The sequence below is a fragment of the Gemmiger qucibialis genome (assembly GCF_027689445.1).
GTDB classification, from domain to species: domain Bacteria; phylum Bacillota; class Clostridia; order Oscillospirales; family Ruminococcaceae; genus Gemmiger; species Gemmiger qucibialis.
This window is the reverse complement of record NZ_JAQFEN010000004.1, coordinates 13017-31685: the sequence shown is the minus strand read 5'-3', so window position 1 is coordinate 31685 and position 18669 is coordinate 13017. Positions and strand designations below refer to the sequence as shown.

Sequence of the window (18669 nt, the reverse complement as noted above, 5' to 3'; positions counted from 1 at the left end):
AGATCTCTATTAGAAATGAGTCGCTTTTCCCCCCCCCCCCATTTCCATTCTTCTCCATAAAATGCATAGTAATCTCTTTTAAACATTTCGTTCATTTTCTTTCCCTTAAACTTTCTTTTTGATTTTATTAATTATGCTACTAAATAGTTCATCTCGCGTTATAATAAAATATATACTTACTAGTATTAAAAATATTATACCTCCAACTATGATTTGCGTAATCAAAGACACCACAGAAATGCCCTCAATCTTTTCAATTCTTTTGCAAGCAAAAAACATAATTGCTCCGAAGCATATATATGGAAAAACATAGAGAATATATTTTTTTATAGGAAGTTCTTTTCTTGTTTTTAATGCCTGATAAGCCAATTCTCCAAACTGTGCCCCCACGGTTCCAATCACCGCACCCAATGCACCATACACAGGTATAAAAATAGAATTCAAAACAAAATTCAAAATAGATGCTGAAACTGTTGCTGTAACAAAAACACGATCCATATCTTTTGGTAAAAGATACTGATTTCGTAGTATATTAGATGCAGCGTAAAAAACAATTGCCGGTGAAATCATCATTAAAAGCGTTCCACATCTTTCGAATTCTTTTCCATAATATATAACAGAAAAGCTCTTGCTAACTCCCGCTATTCCAAATGCTAGAGCAACTGCAATTAGCATAATATATTTCATAGATTTACTTATATATGATAAAACCTTATCGTCACTTCCTGACGCTCTAAGATTCGAAACTCGTGGTAGCATTACCGCGCCTACCGCGCCTGCTGCATTATTTGCTATTGCCACTATTTTTTCAGTGTTTTCATAATATCCAACCTCTGTAGTTGTTGTCATCCACTCGATCATAATTTTATCCATTAAGGTATAAACGCTAACGGCAATTACACTGATCATGAGAATACAATTGGGTTTAAAATGACTTCGAATGATACTCCAATTAGGTTTTTTCCAAGAAACATACTTGAATACAAACGGCCATAAACATAACTGGCCCATTAACAAACTGAGAGAATTAATCAGAACATAAATCCATGCATCACCGCGCTCTTTCACAAAAGCAAATACTGCTATCGTTGTGAGAATTTTTACTACTGTATTTCTTGTAACGATTCCTTTAAAATTTTCCATACCATAAAAGAACCAGCTAATTTCGAACACACAAGAAAGCATATATGGTATTTGGCATAAGCTAACCAATCCATAATTGTCTATACCTACTACAAAAAGATATATTATGTACATCATTAATACAGTTGATGATGAAATCAATTGAAAATAATATAGGTTCCAAAATGTAACAGACAACTTTTCTTTACTGTCTTTATTCTTGGCAATCGTTCTGTTTCCATAGTTTGACATTCCAAGCAGTGCAAATAGTGTAAAATATTTAACTATTGCCGTTGTAACAGAATATGTTCCAAGTCCTTCCGGTCCTAAGACTCTAGAAACGTATGGTGACGTAATAAAGGGAACTATCAAGATTAATATCTGATAGCTTATATTATAAATTATATTTTTTTTCACACTGCCCATTAAATCTTCCTCATTATTTTTTTATTGATCGTTCAATTATTGAAAAGCATTGATGTTCAACAAGAAATCGTTTCAGCTTATTTTTTCTGTCCAAATTTGACATTTGTTTCAAATCAAAATTAAGCGTATATAATATCGATCGAAGTTCTTTCTTATTATCGCCCATCCTCAATAAGTTATAAACTATATAATAATATCTTTCCATTATGGAATTTTCTATTTCATTTATATAACTTATTGAGTGGTTTTTCATCATTGCCTGTATTTTATGATAAATTTTAATTGTATCAATCAAATATTGTTCTTTTGTATTATTCACTGCTCCACATGGATTGTCACAATAGTTATAAATACAACATTCATCTGCAACTCCAATTTTGCAGGTATTCTGCACATAATCTAGAAGGAATAGAAAATCTTCACTTGTTTTCATGGAAACTGGAAACTCAAGCTTATATGTATCTATTATACTTTTCTTAAATATTTTATTCCATGGAGCGTTATACTTCTGAACAAAAATATCTTTTATAATATCACTTTCGTTTTTCCTGACCATTGGTGAATTCACGCTATAGTTTTCACCTTCTCTCCTATAGAAGCCAAAAATCATAAGATCCAGCTTATCTAACTCCATCTTTTGTATATTCGCCAACATTTTACAAATATAGTCATTTTCGACATAATCATCCGAATCCACAAAAGCAACATATTGACCAACAGCCACTTTTAGTCCAATATTTCTTGATGAACTAACCCCTTCGTTCGGTTTATCATATAATTTGAGTTGGTTATAATGCTCTATATAGTCGTGGATAATACTGATGCTATTATCTGTAGAACCATCGTTAATTAGTATTACCTCAACTTTATCATTCAGTTGCGTAACAATACTATTTAAACATCTCCGTAATTGTTTTGCTGTATTATATACTGGAATAATAATTGACAAGATTACTTTCGGGTTTTGATAACCTTGGCCGGGACCCCCCCCACTACGGTATACGGTGCTACATCTCGTGTTACAACCGCACCTGCACCTATAACAGCACCACTATGTATCGTAACCCCAGGCATTATCTGCGCACCATAGCCTACCCATACATCATCTTCAATTGTAATGTCTTTTTCAAATTCTCCCTGCCTTCTTATAAGCTCATTTTTATTTTCATAATGGTGAGATGCCGTCCTAAAATGCACATTGTAAGAGATCAAGCAGTCATTTCCAATGTGAATTTTTGAATTTTCACCAATTGAAAATACACCACCGTTTATATACGTGTTATCTCCTATTTTCATGTTCTGTGGATTATTGATTTGAACCCCAAGATTAATTCTTGAATTTTCTCCGATATCTACTTTTCTATACCGGAAGTCTTGAATTAGCTTCTTTACTCTCCATACCATTCCCATAAATCAAATTCTCCTTAAAAGTATCCACTTTTCCAATTCGTGACAATGCCAAAATAAAACACAACAAATAAGTCAACGTGCCTGGGTCTGCAAAAGAATTAGAAGTTGCAGCATACATGAGGAAACATATTAACATTCCATGTACTAATCCGCTATACTTAATTCCATTGAACATTCGACACATTTTATTGTTGTAAATACTCGATAAGGCAACAAACCATGAAATAAATCCAGCTATTCCATTTTCCATCAATAAAATAATATAAGAAATTTCAGCATTTGCTCCGCCTGTGTACTTTGAAAAAATCGTGCCCGCATTGTTATATCCCATGCCCATTATTACATTTTGAATTGGAATATCAAAAAAATTCAAAAGTACTTTTACTCTAACCATCATAGAGCTACCTGTCGCATCTCTTGCAAAAATATTATTATATATTTCTTGCAAGTTTATCCTTGTTGTGATGACTACGCCCATTCCAGCCAAAAAGCAGAGCTTCAAAGCTTTTTTATTGGAAATAAGGTAGAACAAAATATATATACTTAGAATAAGCAAAGCACCTCTCGAATTAGTTGCAAATATCGCAAATCCTAAAACTGCAAACTGTACAATTTTGAATAAATTCCATTTTTTTTCATTGTTGAACAAATAAACCACACCCATCAGGTAATACATACCATTTGTCAATGGGTGTCCTAAAAAAGCTGTACATCTAAATGAAACGCCGTATTTTTGTGCTAAATAAGTATTCGGATACCATCCAACAGCTTTCATATAATACTCATGAAAAAGCAAGCTTCGTCCAAGAAAATATTCACAACCTCCTACAGCCGCATTAATTAGCACACAAACATATAGTACCTTTACGACCTTAATGGCTTTCTCTTTATCCAAGTACCGAATCATTAATAGAGCATATGCCATCGGCATCAAATAGCTATCGAATACTTTATTTGAAAGCACCCCAAACCCATCAATTACAAAGCGAATTGTAATAGTAAGCCATGTGCATATCACGGCTCTACGCCAGAATACGCCCAACGATTTAATTTTACCGTGTCTTAGCGCAAGCGATAGAATCAGGATGATTAAAACGTCATATCCTACTATACTAGGATTGATCACACCTCCCGTATCATAAGGCACTCCACTTATAATTCCATTTTCTTCTTTTGACACAAATGTTAACAAAATAATACATATTGAAAATATCAATTCATATTTTTTTGCGGACATGAAATAGATGTTTATTATCAGTAAAGCAGCTAATATTGCTCCCAATTGTATACTTATTGCCATCTTCTTACCATCTCTTTCAAAATATTATTTTCAAGCATCCTTTCTTGTGAAAAAGAGCAACAAAGAATTAATTCTATAAAGCTAAGATATCACTGAATTTCATCATCTTGGTACAACTTGATTTTATAGAACTTCTGCAAGTTACTAATTGAAACATCATTCATATTCTGACCAACGTTAGTCTTCATAAGTGCCTGTTTTTGTGACGAAACTATCGTGAACCATTCCTTTGAGTTCGGATTAACTTTAACGGCTCTAAATCCATTTTTTAATCCAATTGCTTTTAGCCAAAGATCATCTGCTGTTGGACACAGCTCTTTGATCTTCTCAAAATCAAACTCAACATTATTAAAAAATGTCGGAGGGTATAAAACGCCCCCAACACCTATAGGCACTAGAAATGAATCCGGTCCTGTTTCATTCGGAGATAGCCCAATCCATTCGGAATACGGAGCAATTTTCTCCGATTTCAGGACGATTTTGTGTGCTCGATAGCAGCATACACAATCAGGATATTTAATGTATGTGTTGATTAAATTTAATAGCCAATCCTCCGGGTAAAGCGTATCATCATCCACCGTAATAATTATATCATCTTTAAATTGCTGAGCCGAATAGAAAATTTTCTTATACGATCTTAGATCATCACAAAATCGAATTTCAAATTTTTCCCCTACCAAACGCTTCAAACTTTCAGGTATTCCATTTCCATTTGGAAACTGTGTATCTGCAAGCCACAATACTATCTTATCCGCTCTAACAGATTGCCTTAACAAACTGTTAATGCACAAGTACACTTTATCAATTCTTGCGGGAAAAGATGTTAATGAAATGATAACTCTATTTTTGCATAAATCATATGCCGAAGGTGCCTTCGGCTGAATTTTGCTTGTTTTGCAATATACCGGATATGCATAATTCGCCATTCTTCCTAATATTCGATTGATACATATCTGGCTTCGGTTAGCTACAGCCCACGGTGTCACCCCTCTATAAAAAAGATTCAGCATAACTTACCTCACTTTACTCTGCACTCTTTTGAGCAGTCTCCTAATTTCGAACAATCTATTTTCTATCACATGTGACTTTATTTGAATTTCATCGCTCGTTATATGACATGGTGCCACAAAATAATATTTGTTATAATTAATATCTTTTTCTATTTCAACTGCACGCTTTTGAAAATGCGCACACAAGACCTCTCGGTTCATATCCGGGCCTTTCAATTTCATTCTTCCGTTTTCATATGCAAAATACAGGTCCCTATATTTTTCCATTCTATTGATTTCAAAGTTTCCCTTATTAACATTAATATCTGCGCTACACACTTCATCAAATATTGTCACATTATTTTGTAGCATTATTTGCGACATCCCACCGCCACAATGACCAGCCCATTCATCAAAACAACAAGACTTTTCACTTTGAAATACATTTTTCCAATCTTGGCAGCCACACGCCGGAAGTGTTCTGTAGAAAGCATTAACTTCCGATGAATTTTCGTAAATGCTGCAATGTCCTCTTGAAAAAATTCGTTTATATTTTGTTAGTACATCATCCGTAACAAATTTCCGTATATCGCCCCATATTAAGTCAACATCACAATGCCCCCAATAGTCATAGCCCACCAAATAGTCAGAAAAAATTTCACCAAAGGCAGGTCTAAAATCACAAAACTTATATGGAGCACTAATTGACAGGGGAAAATCATAATGCTTTTGAAACAGTTCTTTCATCTGTTCAAAGCTCATATAATGCACTTTTACATTGTCTGGATAATTGTATTCCGTATAGTCATCTGTAAAAATAAGAAACTCTACGCTCGGATTTCTTCTACATGACTCCAGCCATAATTGGAAATATACTGGGAGATTGCCCCCCCCATGGTATAACAAATGCTATTGATTTCATTTTAAACCTCTCGTTTATCATCCAGCTTCTTATAACTCTCCATAAATGAATCAGCCAATTTATCCCAAGTATATTGATCAGCAATGGTGTCGTGCGCTGCTTCTTTAACAGCGTTCATTTTCTCTGATGTAACCTCGGATACCACATTGGCCCATTTGCTCGCGTTTTCATCCTGAAGAATATAACCATTCCTACCGTTATCAATCAGTGTACTTGATCCGCCATTATCCGTTGTCAGCACAACAGTTTTGTAATACATGGCTTCGAGAAGTACCATTCCAAAAATCTCATATTTTGTTGGAAGCAGGAAGAAATCTGCCAGATTATAAACGTCAGATAGGTACTTCTGTTCCATCTTCTCCTGATATACAATATTTTCCCGTATACCAAGTTCTGTTGCATGCTTCCAGCATTTTTCTGTGTAATCTTTATCTCCTGTACCAATCATATACAAGGTTGCATTAACACTTTTTTTCAGAATTTCAGCAAAAATATCAAATATGAATGGAATGTTCCGTCTCTCTTCAAAGCGACCTATATACAAAAGCTTTACTTTTTCATCTTTACACATTTCCAAAAACAACGGTTCACTACATTCAGTTTTTCCGTTTGAAAGCATCTGGGTGTCTATTCCGACACCTATTGTTTTTACATTAGAGGCTTTTATGCCTTTGCTCCCCAGAAATTCCTGAGCAAGCTTACTTTTTGTTATAAAATGTGTTCCAATCTTCCGATATCTATTTAGGAAGAACAAATCAAATACCGTACACATCAAGTTGTATCGTTTATTAAATGGCGTATAATATGGACCATGATAAACGATATGTTTCTCTGGATACTTTTTTGCCAGAATCCATGATTGCATTTGATTGTACTCGGCTGTTTGCAGCACATCATATTGTGCAAACAATTCATCACATCCGGAATACACGGTATTTTTTAACGCCGTTTTTCCGTGTTTATAAAAAACAGTCACTTTTCCTCTGTCATCAACGGGGATAGCAACTTCTTTTTCATCCTTGTCCGTCCAAAAAACAATATCACAAACATTACCCTTTCGAACCAATGCTTTTGCCAGTCCAACCTCTTGGATGTTGTATGTATTTTTTTCCACATCCATATAGCTTGGATAATTTCTAATAATGAGTATTTTCATAAGCTATGTTCCCTCACTGCCTGCATGCCCTCTATAAAAATGCAGACTTTCCAATATTTTTTATTGTGTGACACAACTGCATTTATCACTTAGTAGCTTGCTCACTTTACCCTCAAACGACTTAAAACAGAAAGCAACTGGTAAATCGGTTATTACAAGCACTATCAAATTAGCTACTACATCGTGCATAGAAAAAATAACGGGTTGCAGAAATTTATAAATCAGCCAACTGTGAGTTAGCCACATATAAGTACTATTTTTTCCTAGTAGCAGTAATCCTTTTTTCATTATTCCGGTAATCGGGACACAACAAAATGCTGCTATAAAGCATGGTACTACAATTGGAAGAAAGAACGATTGTGGTATATTACTAAACATAAATGCCCACGCGATAAATCCGAGTATTCCAAATTTTGCAACAGCTGGTCTATTAAACACATCCAGTTTCTTACATATATAGCCGCTGATGAAAATCGGTTGCTTAATCAAAAAAGTATATGGAATCCATTCGAGCGTATTGATTTTTTCTGCTGTCGGAATTAACACTTTCATACCATATCCAGCAATCATCAATAATCCGGAAATCAATGCTACCAGTTTCAAATTGTTCAAGACCTTCGTCTTTTCCAAAACTCGCGCATAGACTTCAAGCAACACATAGAGCGAAACAAACCACCATTCTCCACAATAGCTAAAGTAAAATCCCGACAGATTCAGTCCCAATTCAGTAATTTTGAAATCCAGCTTTCCAAGAAAAAGTGCAAGAGGGAAAAAGAACAGTGCTACCAGCCAGATTTTCTTATACAGTCCACCTATTGTCTTCAGCAAAGACTTTTCCGAGCCTTGCTTGATGGCAAACCCATATCCAGCTATAAAGATAAAAATCGGTACGCATATACTACTCAACGTAAGCAGGAACTGCGTCCCCCCCCCCCATAACTCCGTATAATAATTTCCATTCTGGATAAGATTGTCGTGTCCATAGAGATGTAGCCAGAACATAAAGATAATTGCAACACCTTTTAGCTCAAGACTTTTTTCCTTATTAAATCGGTCTTCCATTACTTTCTCCCACCATTACAATTTCCATTGCTTATTTTACATTTCGTTGTCACTTGTCTTGCGCATTCCAATAAATCTTGCTGGAACACCGCCCCAAATTTCATTGTCTCCAATCGAATTTAACAGAACAGCATTCGCCCCAACTACAGCATTTTTACCTATAACAAGCGTCCCTTTCTTGCATATCAGCTTTGCCCCAGCACATATACACGCTCCTTCTTTAAGAAGGAATCCTTTAAACTCTGAAGGAGAGTCTTTTTCGGATTTATAAACGTCAGCACGTCCCAACGTGACATTCTGGTAAATTCTCACGTTATCTTCAATGACCGTGTTATCATGAATCACCGTTCCGATAGCGTTATGTGGGAAGCTGACATTATTCCCAATAACAACGCATCTCGGAATGTCAACTCCGAGGAGATAATTTAGTTCTTTCGCCACCCCCCCCAGAATTGGAATTTTATACATTTTTACGAGTTTTTCTACTTTTAATAACATTTTTCACATTCCTTATCACTGCTTCATCTGCTGTGCGATATCGGCATCCACGATTTCCTCACCGGACTTATGCTTCAACTGCTCCTTGCTCGCCTCACTCAGACCGTTGTTAATAACACAGTTCATATCGCAAGTGCTGCACTTATCGAGTTCCTCTTTGGTGACTTTACCGTCACGGTAGTCACGGCAGATCTTCAGCTCGTACATGCTGTACGGATGTTTAGTGAACAGTGCCTTGAACTTGTGTACCAGAACCCAGGTAGCAGGTTTCCAGATGTACTTGTGCATCGCAGGACTTACGCTGCCGATCATCCAGCAGTCACGGTCGCAGCAACGAACCTTTGCACGAACCTTCTCTGCCTCCGGGCTGTTCCACAGCTCATCCCAAGTCTGATTGTTCAGGTTGCCCATGACTTCTTTATCCTTGGTACCATTGCAAGGCATAACATCGCCATACGGATCGATGAAGAAGGTGTCGAAACTCATGTCGCAAGGCAGCAGACGCTTCTGACCGTAGATGTAGTTGATCAGGCCGTGATTAAAGTATGCACGGAACCACTTCTTCGGGCTGTTGCTGCGGAGCAGTTCATTGACCAGATTCTCGAAGTTCTTTGCGACCATCGGACGATCATGGATGATGTTCTTTGCCTCAACGAAGTAGAAGCTGTTATGCAGAGAAGCGGTAGCGAACTCCATACCCATCTCATCGGAGATTTTGTACAGAGGCACCAGGTCAGGAGCGTTCTTGTCCTGAACAGTCATACCGAAGCCGACATCCTTCATGCCCATCTCACGCAGCTTTTTCAGTGTGCCGTAACCACGCTGGTAGCCGTTCTGCAGACCACGGATCTCGTTATTGGTCTGTTCCAGACCCTCGATAGAGATACGAATACCAATCTGCGGGAACTCCTTGCACAGGTCAACGATACGGTCGGTGAAGAAACCATTTGTGGAAATAACGATACGGTCGGACTTCTTGTACAGTTCACGCACGATATCCTTCAGATCAGTACGGATGAACGGCTCGCCGCCGGTGATATTGGTAAAGTACATCTTCGGCAGCTTCTTGATGGTTTCGATGCTGATTTCCTCTTCCGGCTTGGAAGGTGCCTTATAACGGTTGCACATAGAGCAACGAGCGTTACAACGATAGGTAACGATGACCGTACCATTTAACTTCTTTTCTTCAGACATGATTAACTCTCCTAACTCTCTCTTTTAAGAATGTTTCGACTTTATTTAAGAACCACTTGGCACATACCGAGAACACAACCGAGCCGCAGATGACTGCAACAGCTGTGAAAATATATGCCAGCAGACCATTTTCAAATAGATGAATGAGGTGTAACTTCTCAAGCACACGATAAATTACCATGTGGCACAGATAAATCTCGAAGCTGATACCACCGAGGAACTTGGCAACTGGATTGACCAGTACCCCCCCCCCCCGCTTGCATCCGAGGGTATAGACTAGTGCTGCCACACAGAAGAACAGCATCGTGAGTGTAAAACCGCCTAACGCAAAATACGCAACCGTGGCAATCAGCAGGACCGCTCCGGCGATGATTTTGTACTTCGATGCGAACTCGGCCAGTTCTTTTCGATAGAGAAAAATCAGGCCACCTGCGATAAAGTAAATCGCATCGTAGACGATACTAGTCCTTCCAGCTTTGAAGTAATTAGCGCACAGCCAGTTAAACATCAGTGCCGCAACTGCTACGCCCCACGCTCTCTTCTTATTTCCAATCAGAAAACAGAAGAACGGGAACAGCATATAGAACACAAAAATGACTGCCAGTGTCCAGCTCACACCAATGACCGAAATCTTGGCATTCGGCAGTAACCCTTGGCATAATGTCAAGTTTGTGAAAACTTCAAACAAGGATTCCTTGCTTGGTGAAATCACAAAGTCTAACGCACAAAGCAGTGCAAAGTACGGCCAGATTTTGATGTACCGTTTCTTGTAGAAATCCTCTACGCTGATTTTCTGGTCAATTATTCTCTGGTAATAGCCGCAGCACATACCAAAGCCGCTGACCATCATAAAAAGGAAAACGAGGTTTGTGAAAGACGGAATAAGCTGGTTAAATGCAAATCCTCCAATTTCGTATTTTCCATTCGATAATACGTGCATCAGAGCAATTCCAATAATGGCATATGCCTTTAACCCATCTATCCCTTCATATCGTTCTTTTTGCATATCCACCTCTTAATCACGCTGGAAAATATCGCGTGTATAGACTTTCTCTTTCACATCATCCAGGCACTTGTCGTAACGGTTTGCAATGATAGCGTGGCTCATTTCCTTAAACTTAGCCAAATCATTAACCACAACGCTGCCAAAGAAGGTGTCGCCATCTTTCAGAGTCGGCTCATAGATAATCACAGTTGCGCCTTTTGCCTTGATGCGCTTCATGACACCCTGAATGGAGCTCTGGCGGAAGTTGTCGCTGTTGCTCTTCATGGTCAGGCGGTACACGCCGATGGTCACAGACTTCTCCTGCTTCTCATCGTATTCGTTGTCCTCGTCATAGCCGTAGTAGCCAGCCAGCTTCAGGACACGGTCGGCGATGAAGTCCTTACGAGTTCTGTTGCTCTCGACAATAGCTTCAATCAGGTTCTCCGGCACATCGGCATAGTTTGCCAACAGCTGCTTGGTGTCCTTGGGCAGGCAGTAGCCGCCGTAACCGAAGGACGGATTATTGTAGTGACTGCCAATACGAGGATCGAGGCAAACACCGTTGATAATCTGCTGGGTGTTCAGCCCCTTGCTCTCTGCATAGGTGTCCAGTTCGTTAAAATAAGCCACGCGCAGAGCCAGATATGTATTGGCGAATAGCTTAACTGCCTCTGCCTCGGTGAAGCCCATGAACAAGGTGTCGATGTTCTCTTTGATGGCACCTTCCTGCAGCAGACCGGCAAATTCGTGTGCTGCTTCGACCAGACGCTCATCATTCAAGTCCGTACCAACGATGATACGGCTCGGATACAAATTGTCATAAAGAGCCTTACTCTCTCTTAAAAATTCCGGGCTGAAGATGATGTTCTTGCTGCCGAACTTCGCACGCACAGATGCGGTATAGCCCACAGGGATCGTGGATTTGATGACCATAATGGCGTTCGGGTTATATTCCATGACCAGCTTGATCACAGCTTCGACCGCAGATGTATCAAAGTGCTGGGTGTGGCTATCGTAGTTGGTAGGTGCCGCAATAACGACAAAGTCCGCACCAGAGTATGCAGCCTTTGCATCCAGTGTTGCGGTCAGATTCAGTTCTTTCTCTGCAAGATACTTTTCAATGTAGTCATCCTGAATCGGAGACTTGCGATTATTGATCAGTTCAACTTTTTCCGGCACAATATCTACTGCCGTCACCTGATGATGCTGACTCAGCAAGGTTGCAATCGAAAGCCCCACATAACCTGTTCCGGCCACAGCAATTTTATAATTCTTCATCTTTCTTTTATCCTCCGTCACAAAGGCTATTTGTTAATTAGCCTTGATACACCTTCATAATTTTCTCGTAATACTCATCAATGGTATCGAAGCTGATGTCCTTGCAGTTCTTGCTATACTGCTCACACAGCTTCTCATCACCCCAGAGCTTCTCGATCTTCTTCTTCAGATCTTCAGCATTACCACTCTCGAACAGCTCGCCGGTCTTGCCAACCTGAATCAGTTCCGGGATGCCGCCGATGTTCGCTCCCAGCACCGGTGTGCCATACATCTGGGATTCCATCACAGAGAACGGGCAGTTCTCATACCACTCAGACGGGTAGATGGAGAACCGTGCCTCACGGATGAGCTTTTCCAATGCCTCACCTTTCTGGAAGCCAACGTTCTTGATGTTCTTAATACCATTTACTGTCTCTTCCAGAGGACCGGTGCCAGCGAAGATGAACTGTACATCCGGCAGTTCCTTACAGACCTTGATGAGTGTGCCGATGCCCTTCTCCTCAGAGAAGCGGCCGAAGTAAAGGACGTAATCCTTCTTCTCCGTTTCTTTCCAATCCACCTTGTCGATGAAGTTGTGCATTGCCACGGTCTTAGTAGCAAACAGAGGATTGCTGTCCATCTTGCTCTTCATGAACTCAGAGCAGCAAATCATAGTGTTAATGTACTTGTAGGTACCCTTCCACTTCCAGAATTCGGCTTCCATCATGCCGATGGCTGACTTCGCCGTGGAACCGTGAATACACTTGCCTTTCATGCAGTTCACGAAATGACCGCCGAGGCACTTCTCACAGTTCTGGTGCGTATTCGGATTGTTCAGCATGTGGTTCGGGCAGACCAACTGGTAGTCATGTGCCGTGAAGATGATCTTACAATCTCTTCCGGTCTCCTTGCGCCACTTCACGATTTCAAGAATGATGGAAGGTGTCAGCTGGTAGTTGAAGTTGTTCAGGTGACAGACCTCCGGCTTGAAGTCGTCCAGAACTTTTCTCAACTGTACCCGTGCTTCCTTGCTGTAAATCGTCTTGATCGGGTAGGTCAGCTTGCTCAGTTTGCTGCCACCGTGGAAGTCCATATCAGATGTATAAGCATTGACCCGGTTGCCCACGCAGCGGCCTTCGTGCTCCATACCGAAGTACTGAACCTCATGTCCGTGCTGCTCCAGTGCCTCACCCAGCTTAAATATGTACGTCTCCGATCCGCCATTTGGATATAAAAATTTATTTATTATCAATACTCTCATCTATTATTTTCTCCTGTACAGTTTCATCGTTTCCTTTACAACTTCATCCCAGTTGTATTTCTCGCAGATAAAGTCAGCTGCCTGCTTCTTCATTTTCATAACCATTTCAGGATGGTCACAGGCATCTTGCAATTTTTCTTGTAAATCCTCTACATTCGTCTTTTGGAAAATTAACGCCTTATCTTCCACAACCTCTGCGCACTCTGGAATATCGGAAACCAGACAGCAATTGCCATAGCTCATTGCCTCCAGAAGACTTAATGGCATTCCTTCCAGATCAGACGGCAGCGTGTAGATGTAAGCGTTGCTGTACAGTTCATCCAGCATTGCTCCCTGCACAAACCCAGTAAAGAGAATCCGATCGTCACCCTTCGCCAGTTCTTTCAATTCCTTCATAAAGGAATCTGTATCACTGGAACCGCCTGCGATGACCAGCTTTTTATCTGTCTTGACATTCTTAAATGCTTCAACCAAATATCGAATGCCCTTTTCCGGCACCAGACGACCGAGGAATAATATGTAGGAATCTTTTTTCAGCCCGAACTTATCTGTAATCAGATTTGCTTCCCGAGTCTGCGGTCTATTCACTCCATTGGGGATAAAGTGTGTCTTTCTGCCATAGGTTTCCTTGAAATAATCCTGCACGCCTTTGCTCAGAACAATGACCTCGTCTGCATATTTCACAGCATTTTTTTCGCCTTGGTGAATAAACTTAGAACCAAGTCCCGATTGCCATTTCTCGCGCTGCCAGTCGATGCCATGGATGGTAACCACCACCCTTTTGCCGAACATCTTGGGCAGCCATGAGAAGAATGCCGGTCCCTCTGCGTGGATGTGCACCACATCATATTTTCCAAATGCACTATACAGAGCCGCAAAAAAGGATGATGTTACCGCCGCAAGTCCTCTTCGATTGATTGTGGGAACCGTTTTCTGATGAATACCTTTATATTCAATTGTGGCATCATCGTACTCTGCACCACTCACATGATGGCCTGCTCTATTGTAGCAAGTTATATCACAACCATTCTGTGCCATTCGGGTGCAGAGCTCTTTGACAACGATTTCTACTCCGCCTTCTCTCGATAATCGCTTCTGTCCGAACATCGCAATCGCAAATTTCTTACTCATAAATCTTTTCCGCAATCCCACTCAATTTCTTCATCAATATCTCAGCCAACACAAAGAGCGGATAGGCTAGCTCGCCTGTCCGCTGGCTGTCACCCCACCCTCATGGTCGAGATTTCTTCCTGCGCACCATTTCTGCCGCTTAGAAAGATCAGTCGTTCATTTTTCGGGTAAGAAAATATGAACTTCGGGTCGCGGAGCCTTTTCTTCTCTACAGTACCCTTGTCCCTATTATGACAGCCGCGTATTATTTCACACTCCCCATGGACGGTAACTACAACTCTTTTACCAAACATCTTCGGCAGCCATGTAAAGAAGGCCGGCCCCTCTGCATCGGGTACGCAACAACAGTTTTACGAAGCAGGTGATAAACTCATGGATTCTCATTGTTTTCTCTTGTTTTTCGCCATCTCCTCAAACCTTCTGAAAAAGCTGTGCCAATTTTGTGCCGCAGGGGCCAAAAGTTTGGCGTTTTAGTTCATATATAGTTCATATAACTGTAAAACACGACCGGTTTTAGTGCCCCATATAGTGTGCAAAACAGGTTCTTTTTGATGATGCTACGTCAGTATGGTTTATCGGCCGCACATTTCCCTCTTCCTTATCTCCAACAGCACTCCGGTCAAAATCACCAGCGAGCAAAGCAGGGTCAGCCACCAGTTTTCGGTAAAGCCGGCGATCAGGTAGCCAACAGCACACACGGCAATGACCACAAAGGCGTACTGCATCTGGGTTTGCACATGGTTGATATGGTTGGACTGGGCACCGGAGCTGGACATGATGGTAGTATCAGAAATAGGCGAAATATGGTCACCGCAGACAGCACCAGCCAGGACAGCCGCTACAGAAATGATCATCATGGTCGGGTCCAGTTCAGCAAACATGTTAACCACGATGGGCACAAAAATAGCAAAGGTGCCCCAGCTGGTGCCGGAAGAAAAGGCAATAAAAATTGCAATGCAGAAGATGATCAGCGGCACAAAGTTCATCAGGCTGGAATTCAGATTGATGGCCGAACGTACAAAGGTACCGATACCCAGGGCGTCCGTCATACCTTTCAGAGTCCAGGCCAGCACTAAAATCAGGATGGCGGGCATCATAAGCTTGCCACCTTCGGGAACGGAATTCATAAAATCCTTGAAGCCGATGACACGGCGCGGCAGATACAGAAGCAGCAGGAATCCCACTGTGACCAAACCGGCAAACACCAACGCTTCCGAAGAAGAACAGTTGGCAAAGTCCTCCACCAGATTCTGGCCGCCGTTCAGGTGGCCGGTCCAGATCATAGCTGCGATTGCCGTTGCAATCATGACGACCATGGGCGCAATCAGATCGATGACCTTGCCTTTGGCGTATTTGCCGCCCTCGGTCGGGTCTTTTGTTTCCTGGTTCTGGAACTCTTCCCCTCCGGAGGTGAACAGATCACCTTTGGCCGCGTTCTCTTCATGCTTTTTCATCAGGCCGAAATCGAAGCCTACAATGGAGGTGAAGAACACCATATACAGGGTTAAAATTGCATAGAGGTTGAACGGAATGGTTTTAACGAACATCTCAAAACCGGACATGGAGCTGCCCGCCGGAACGTAAGAGTTGACGGCTGCCGCCCAGGAAGAAATCGGCGCAATGATGCAGACTGGCGCGGCGGTTGCATCAATGATATACGCCAGCTTGGCGCGGGAAACCTTGTACTTATCTGTGACAGGGCGCATGACAGAGCCAACCGTCAGGCAGTTGAAGTAGTCATCCACAAAAATCAACGCACCGAGCAGAGAGGTCGTTACCAAAGCGGAGCGCTTACTTTTCAGGTGGCTGGAGGCCCACTCACCGTAAGCGCGGGTGCCGCCGGATTCCTGCATAAGCATAACGATCATGCCCAAAAGGATCATGAACATCAGAATGGAAAAATCCACACTATCGATCATTGTGTTAAACAGCGTATCAAACGCAATCCACGGGTGGAATTCTGCCACCAACAGTGCGCCAAGGGCACACCCCGCAAACAATGACAAATACACTTCTTTGGTCAGCAGTGCCAGCGCAATCGCCACAATGGGCGGCATCAGTGACCACCATGTTCCTACAAACATCCTTTATTCTTCCTTTCCTCTTTTGATCTAATCAAAGTTATTCTAACATATTGTCCATGCCGATTCAATACGTAAAAAATAATATATCCTAGGGCAATACCGCATAATTCTAAGTGCCGATACGGCGAGCGAGGTGCGGCAGCTGCTAAGCCAAAAGCGCAGATAATACTTTATGTATTATCGAGTATTTTGGCAACGCAGATGCCGTGCCGCAGCCGCCGGAGCGGTGCTTAAGCCGTAAGGCGGGAATTGTGCGGTATTGCCCTAGATAACATTGTTTATTTTCCCCCTTCTCATTCTCTTTCTTTTGACGCAAGCTGCACCTAAGAATCAGTTTTTTTTGCCAGAAATCGATATTTTTTGGTGTATGCCAATACCATCTTGCTGCACTCTATGCTATAATAAAGTTAAATGCCATATAAAAATTGGCCACTACCGCCATTTTTGTCCTATTTTGTTATTTGCTATGCCCAACATCCCGGACCGGACTACAAACGTTCCCCAGAAATCCGCGCCGCAAAGTCAAAAAAGGAGGGCCCACCATGTTCGTCCAGAAAGTACCGCATATCAAGGACCAGTTTTTGACGCAGGAACGCGCCAGCATGGAGCTGGAAAGTGGTCAGATTGCCGTGGGTTGGTATACCAACGAGCAGGACAGCCAGTCTGTTGTACACTCTCACCCGTATTATGAGCTTGTACTGCCCCTGGTGGGCAGCAACGTGCGCTATTCTGTGGACGGCAACATTTATGATATAAACCTGGGGGAAATGATCATCTTCCCTGCCCGGTGCTATCATGCGGGCATGTTCAATATCACGGATAAGATTTCTGAACGTCTGATTGCCCAGATCGACGCCGAGCTATGGCAGGAAGCCCTGCTGGCCAGCGGGCTGGTTGCCCCCACCTGGCTGGGGCAGCTGGTGATCCTGGATGCAGACGCCGTCACCGCATGGGATCTACGCGGCTTATTTGAGCGGATGGCCCAGACCGCTTACTTACACGGCAGCACCCAGCACATGGTGCAGCGGTGCGAGCTGATGGAGCTTTTGCTGCTGATGGACCAGATTGTGGCCGAGCGCCGCACGGCACCGCCCAGCGCTACAAGTGCCCTGGTTGCCAAGGCCGTTGCTTTTTTGCAGGCCAATTATACCGACCCGAACCTAACCGTTGGCAGCCTTGCCAAATATACCTACACCAGCCGGGAGCATTTGTCCCGCGCGTTCAAAACCTACACGATGGAAAGTGTGCACGGCTATTTGACCAACCTGCGCATGCAGCATTGCCGCCGTGCCATTGCCGCCGGCGCCAGCGTGCTGGATGCCTGCAACGCCAGCGGTTTTACCAATTACACCAGTTTTTTGAAAACTTTCCGCAGTTTATACGGCATTACGCCGTCCGAATATCGCAACCAGCTGCGGCGTACGCCGGAGCAGGTTCACTCTACCCCATAAACAATGTAAGCCGCCCGATATCAAGTCTTGGACAACTTTTTTCCCAAGGCAACACCGCACAATTCCCGCCTTGCGGCTTAAGCACCGCTCCGGCGGCTGCGGCACGGCATCTGCGTTGCCAAAATGCTCGATAATGTCGGGTTGCGGTACCCGCATCGTGCTTCGGGGGCAAAAGCCCCTCGCACTCTGCGACCGCTGCCCCTGCTTCGGTTCGCTGTTTCCGCCACTGGCGGCGCTCACCTTTGCAGCATCCAGTATTATCTGCGCTTTTGGCTTAGCATCTGCCGCACCTCGCTCGCCGTATCGGCACTTAGAATTATGCGGTATTGCCTTAACGCAAAATCCCGCTGTGTTTGTAGAAATAGACCATATTTTCGACTTTTCAGATACACCCTAATGAAAAAAGAAGGATAAACAGGCC

Annotated in this window: 15 protein-coding genes and 1 pseudogene; 1 reads left to right on the top strand and 15 read right to left on the bottom strand. The window is 42.2% G+C overall.

Annotation, left to right across the window (positions count from 1 at the left end):
• Positions 1-105 precede the first annotated feature (105 nt).
• The 15 genes and pseudogenes from PG062_RS08030 to PG062_RS07960 all read right to left on the bottom strand — a co-directional run bounded on the left by PG062_RS08030 (position 106) and on the right by PG062_RS07960 (position 16797).
• Positions 106-1548 carry a flippase gene (locus PG062_RS08030; RefSeq protein ID WP_270751878.1) on the bottom strand — a complete coding sequence of 481 codons (1443 nt, stop codon included), beginning with the start codon at positions 1546-1548 and terminating at the stop codon, positions 106-108.
• A gap of 13 nt (positions 1549-1561) precedes the next feature.
• Positions 1562-2497, bottom strand: a complete 936-nt coding sequence (locus tag PG062_RS08025) for a glycosyltransferase family 2 protein (RefSeq protein ID WP_270751877.1) — start codon at positions 2495-2497, stop codon at positions 1562-1564.
• A gap of 8 nt (positions 2498-2505) precedes the next feature.
• Positions 2506-2661, bottom strand: a pseudogene (locus PG062_RS15895) (DapH/DapD/GlmU-related protein); the annotation flags it as partial.
• 247 nt (positions 2662-2908) lie between these two features.
• Complete coding sequence (locus PG062_RS08015) at positions 2909-4258, bottom strand: O-antigen ligase family protein (RefSeq protein ID WP_270751875.1); 1350 nt, start codon at positions 4256-4258, stop codon at positions 2909-2911.
• Between the two features lie 89 nt (positions 4259-4347).
• Positions 4348-5268: a hypothetical protein gene (locus tag PG062_RS08010; protein ID WP_270751874.1), complete on the bottom strand. Its 921-nt coding sequence runs from the start codon at positions 5266-5268 to the stop codon at positions 4348-4350.
• A 3-nt stretch (positions 5269-5271) separates the two neighbouring features.
• Entirely contained in the window at positions 5272-6153 is an 882-nt protein-coding gene (locus PG062_RS08005) for a DUF6625 family protein (protein WP_333559396.1), read from the bottom strand.
• Between the two features lie 17 nt (positions 6154-6170).
• Positions 6171-7325 carry a glycosyltransferase family 4 protein gene (locus tag PG062_RS08000; RefSeq protein ID WP_270751871.1) on the bottom strand — a complete coding sequence of 385 codons (1155 nt, stop codon included), beginning with the start codon at positions 7323-7325 and terminating at the stop codon, positions 6171-6173.
• Between the two features lie 60 nt (positions 7326-7385).
• The gene (locus PG062_RS07995) at positions 7386-8387 is read right to left on the bottom strand and encodes an acyltransferase family protein (RefSeq protein ID WP_270751870.1); all 1002 of its coding nucleotides are present in this window, start codon (positions 8385-8387) and stop codon (positions 7386-7388) included.
• A 36-nt stretch (positions 8388-8423) separates the two neighbouring features.
• A complete protein-coding gene (locus tag PG062_RS07990) occupies positions 8424-8885 on the bottom strand; it encodes an LbetaH domain-containing protein (protein ID WP_270751869.1) in 462 nt (153 codons plus the stop codon).
• Between the two features lie 15 nt (positions 8886-8900).
• Positions 8901-10079, bottom strand: a complete 1179-nt coding sequence (locus tag PG062_RS07985) for a radical SAM protein (protein ID WP_270751868.1) — start codon at positions 10077-10079, stop codon at positions 8901-8903.
• The gene (locus PG062_RS07980; RefSeq protein ID WP_270751867.1) at positions 10072-11085 is read right to left on the bottom strand and encodes an acyltransferase family protein; all 1014 of its coding nucleotides are present in this window, start codon (positions 11083-11085) and stop codon (positions 10072-10074) included. The genes PG062_RS07985 and PG062_RS07980 overlap by 8 nt, the downstream gene beginning before the upstream one ends.
• 9 nt (positions 11086-11094) lie before the next feature.
• Positions 11095-12342: a nucleotide sugar dehydrogenase gene (locus PG062_RS07975; RefSeq protein WP_270751866.1), complete on the bottom strand. Its 1248-nt coding sequence runs from the start codon at positions 12340-12342 to the stop codon at positions 11095-11097.
• A 37-nt stretch (positions 12343-12379) separates the two neighbouring features.
• A complete protein-coding gene (locus PG062_RS07970; protein ID WP_270751865.1) occupies positions 12380-13582 on the bottom strand; it encodes a glycosyltransferase in 1203 nt (400 codons plus the stop codon).
• Positions 13583-13585: 3 nt separating this feature from the next.
• Positions 13586-14713 carry a glycosyltransferase family 4 protein gene (locus tag PG062_RS07965; protein ID WP_270751864.1) on the bottom strand — a complete coding sequence of 376 codons (1128 nt, stop codon included), beginning with the start codon at positions 14711-14713 and terminating at the stop codon, positions 13586-13588.
• Positions 14714-15285: 572 nt separating this feature from the next.
• Entirely contained in the window at positions 15286-16797 is a 1512-nt protein-coding gene (locus PG062_RS07960; protein ID WP_270751863.1) for a Na+/H+ antiporter NhaC family protein, read from the bottom strand.
• A 542-nt stretch (positions 16798-17339) separates the two neighbouring features.
• On the opposite strand from PG062_RS07960, the gene PG062_RS07955 reads away from it, so the two are divergent.
• A complete protein-coding gene (locus PG062_RS07955; protein ID WP_270751862.1) occupies positions 17340-18248 on the top strand; it encodes an AraC family transcriptional regulator in 909 nt (302 codons plus the stop codon).
• The last annotated feature ends 421 nt before the right edge of the window (positions 18249-18669 follow it).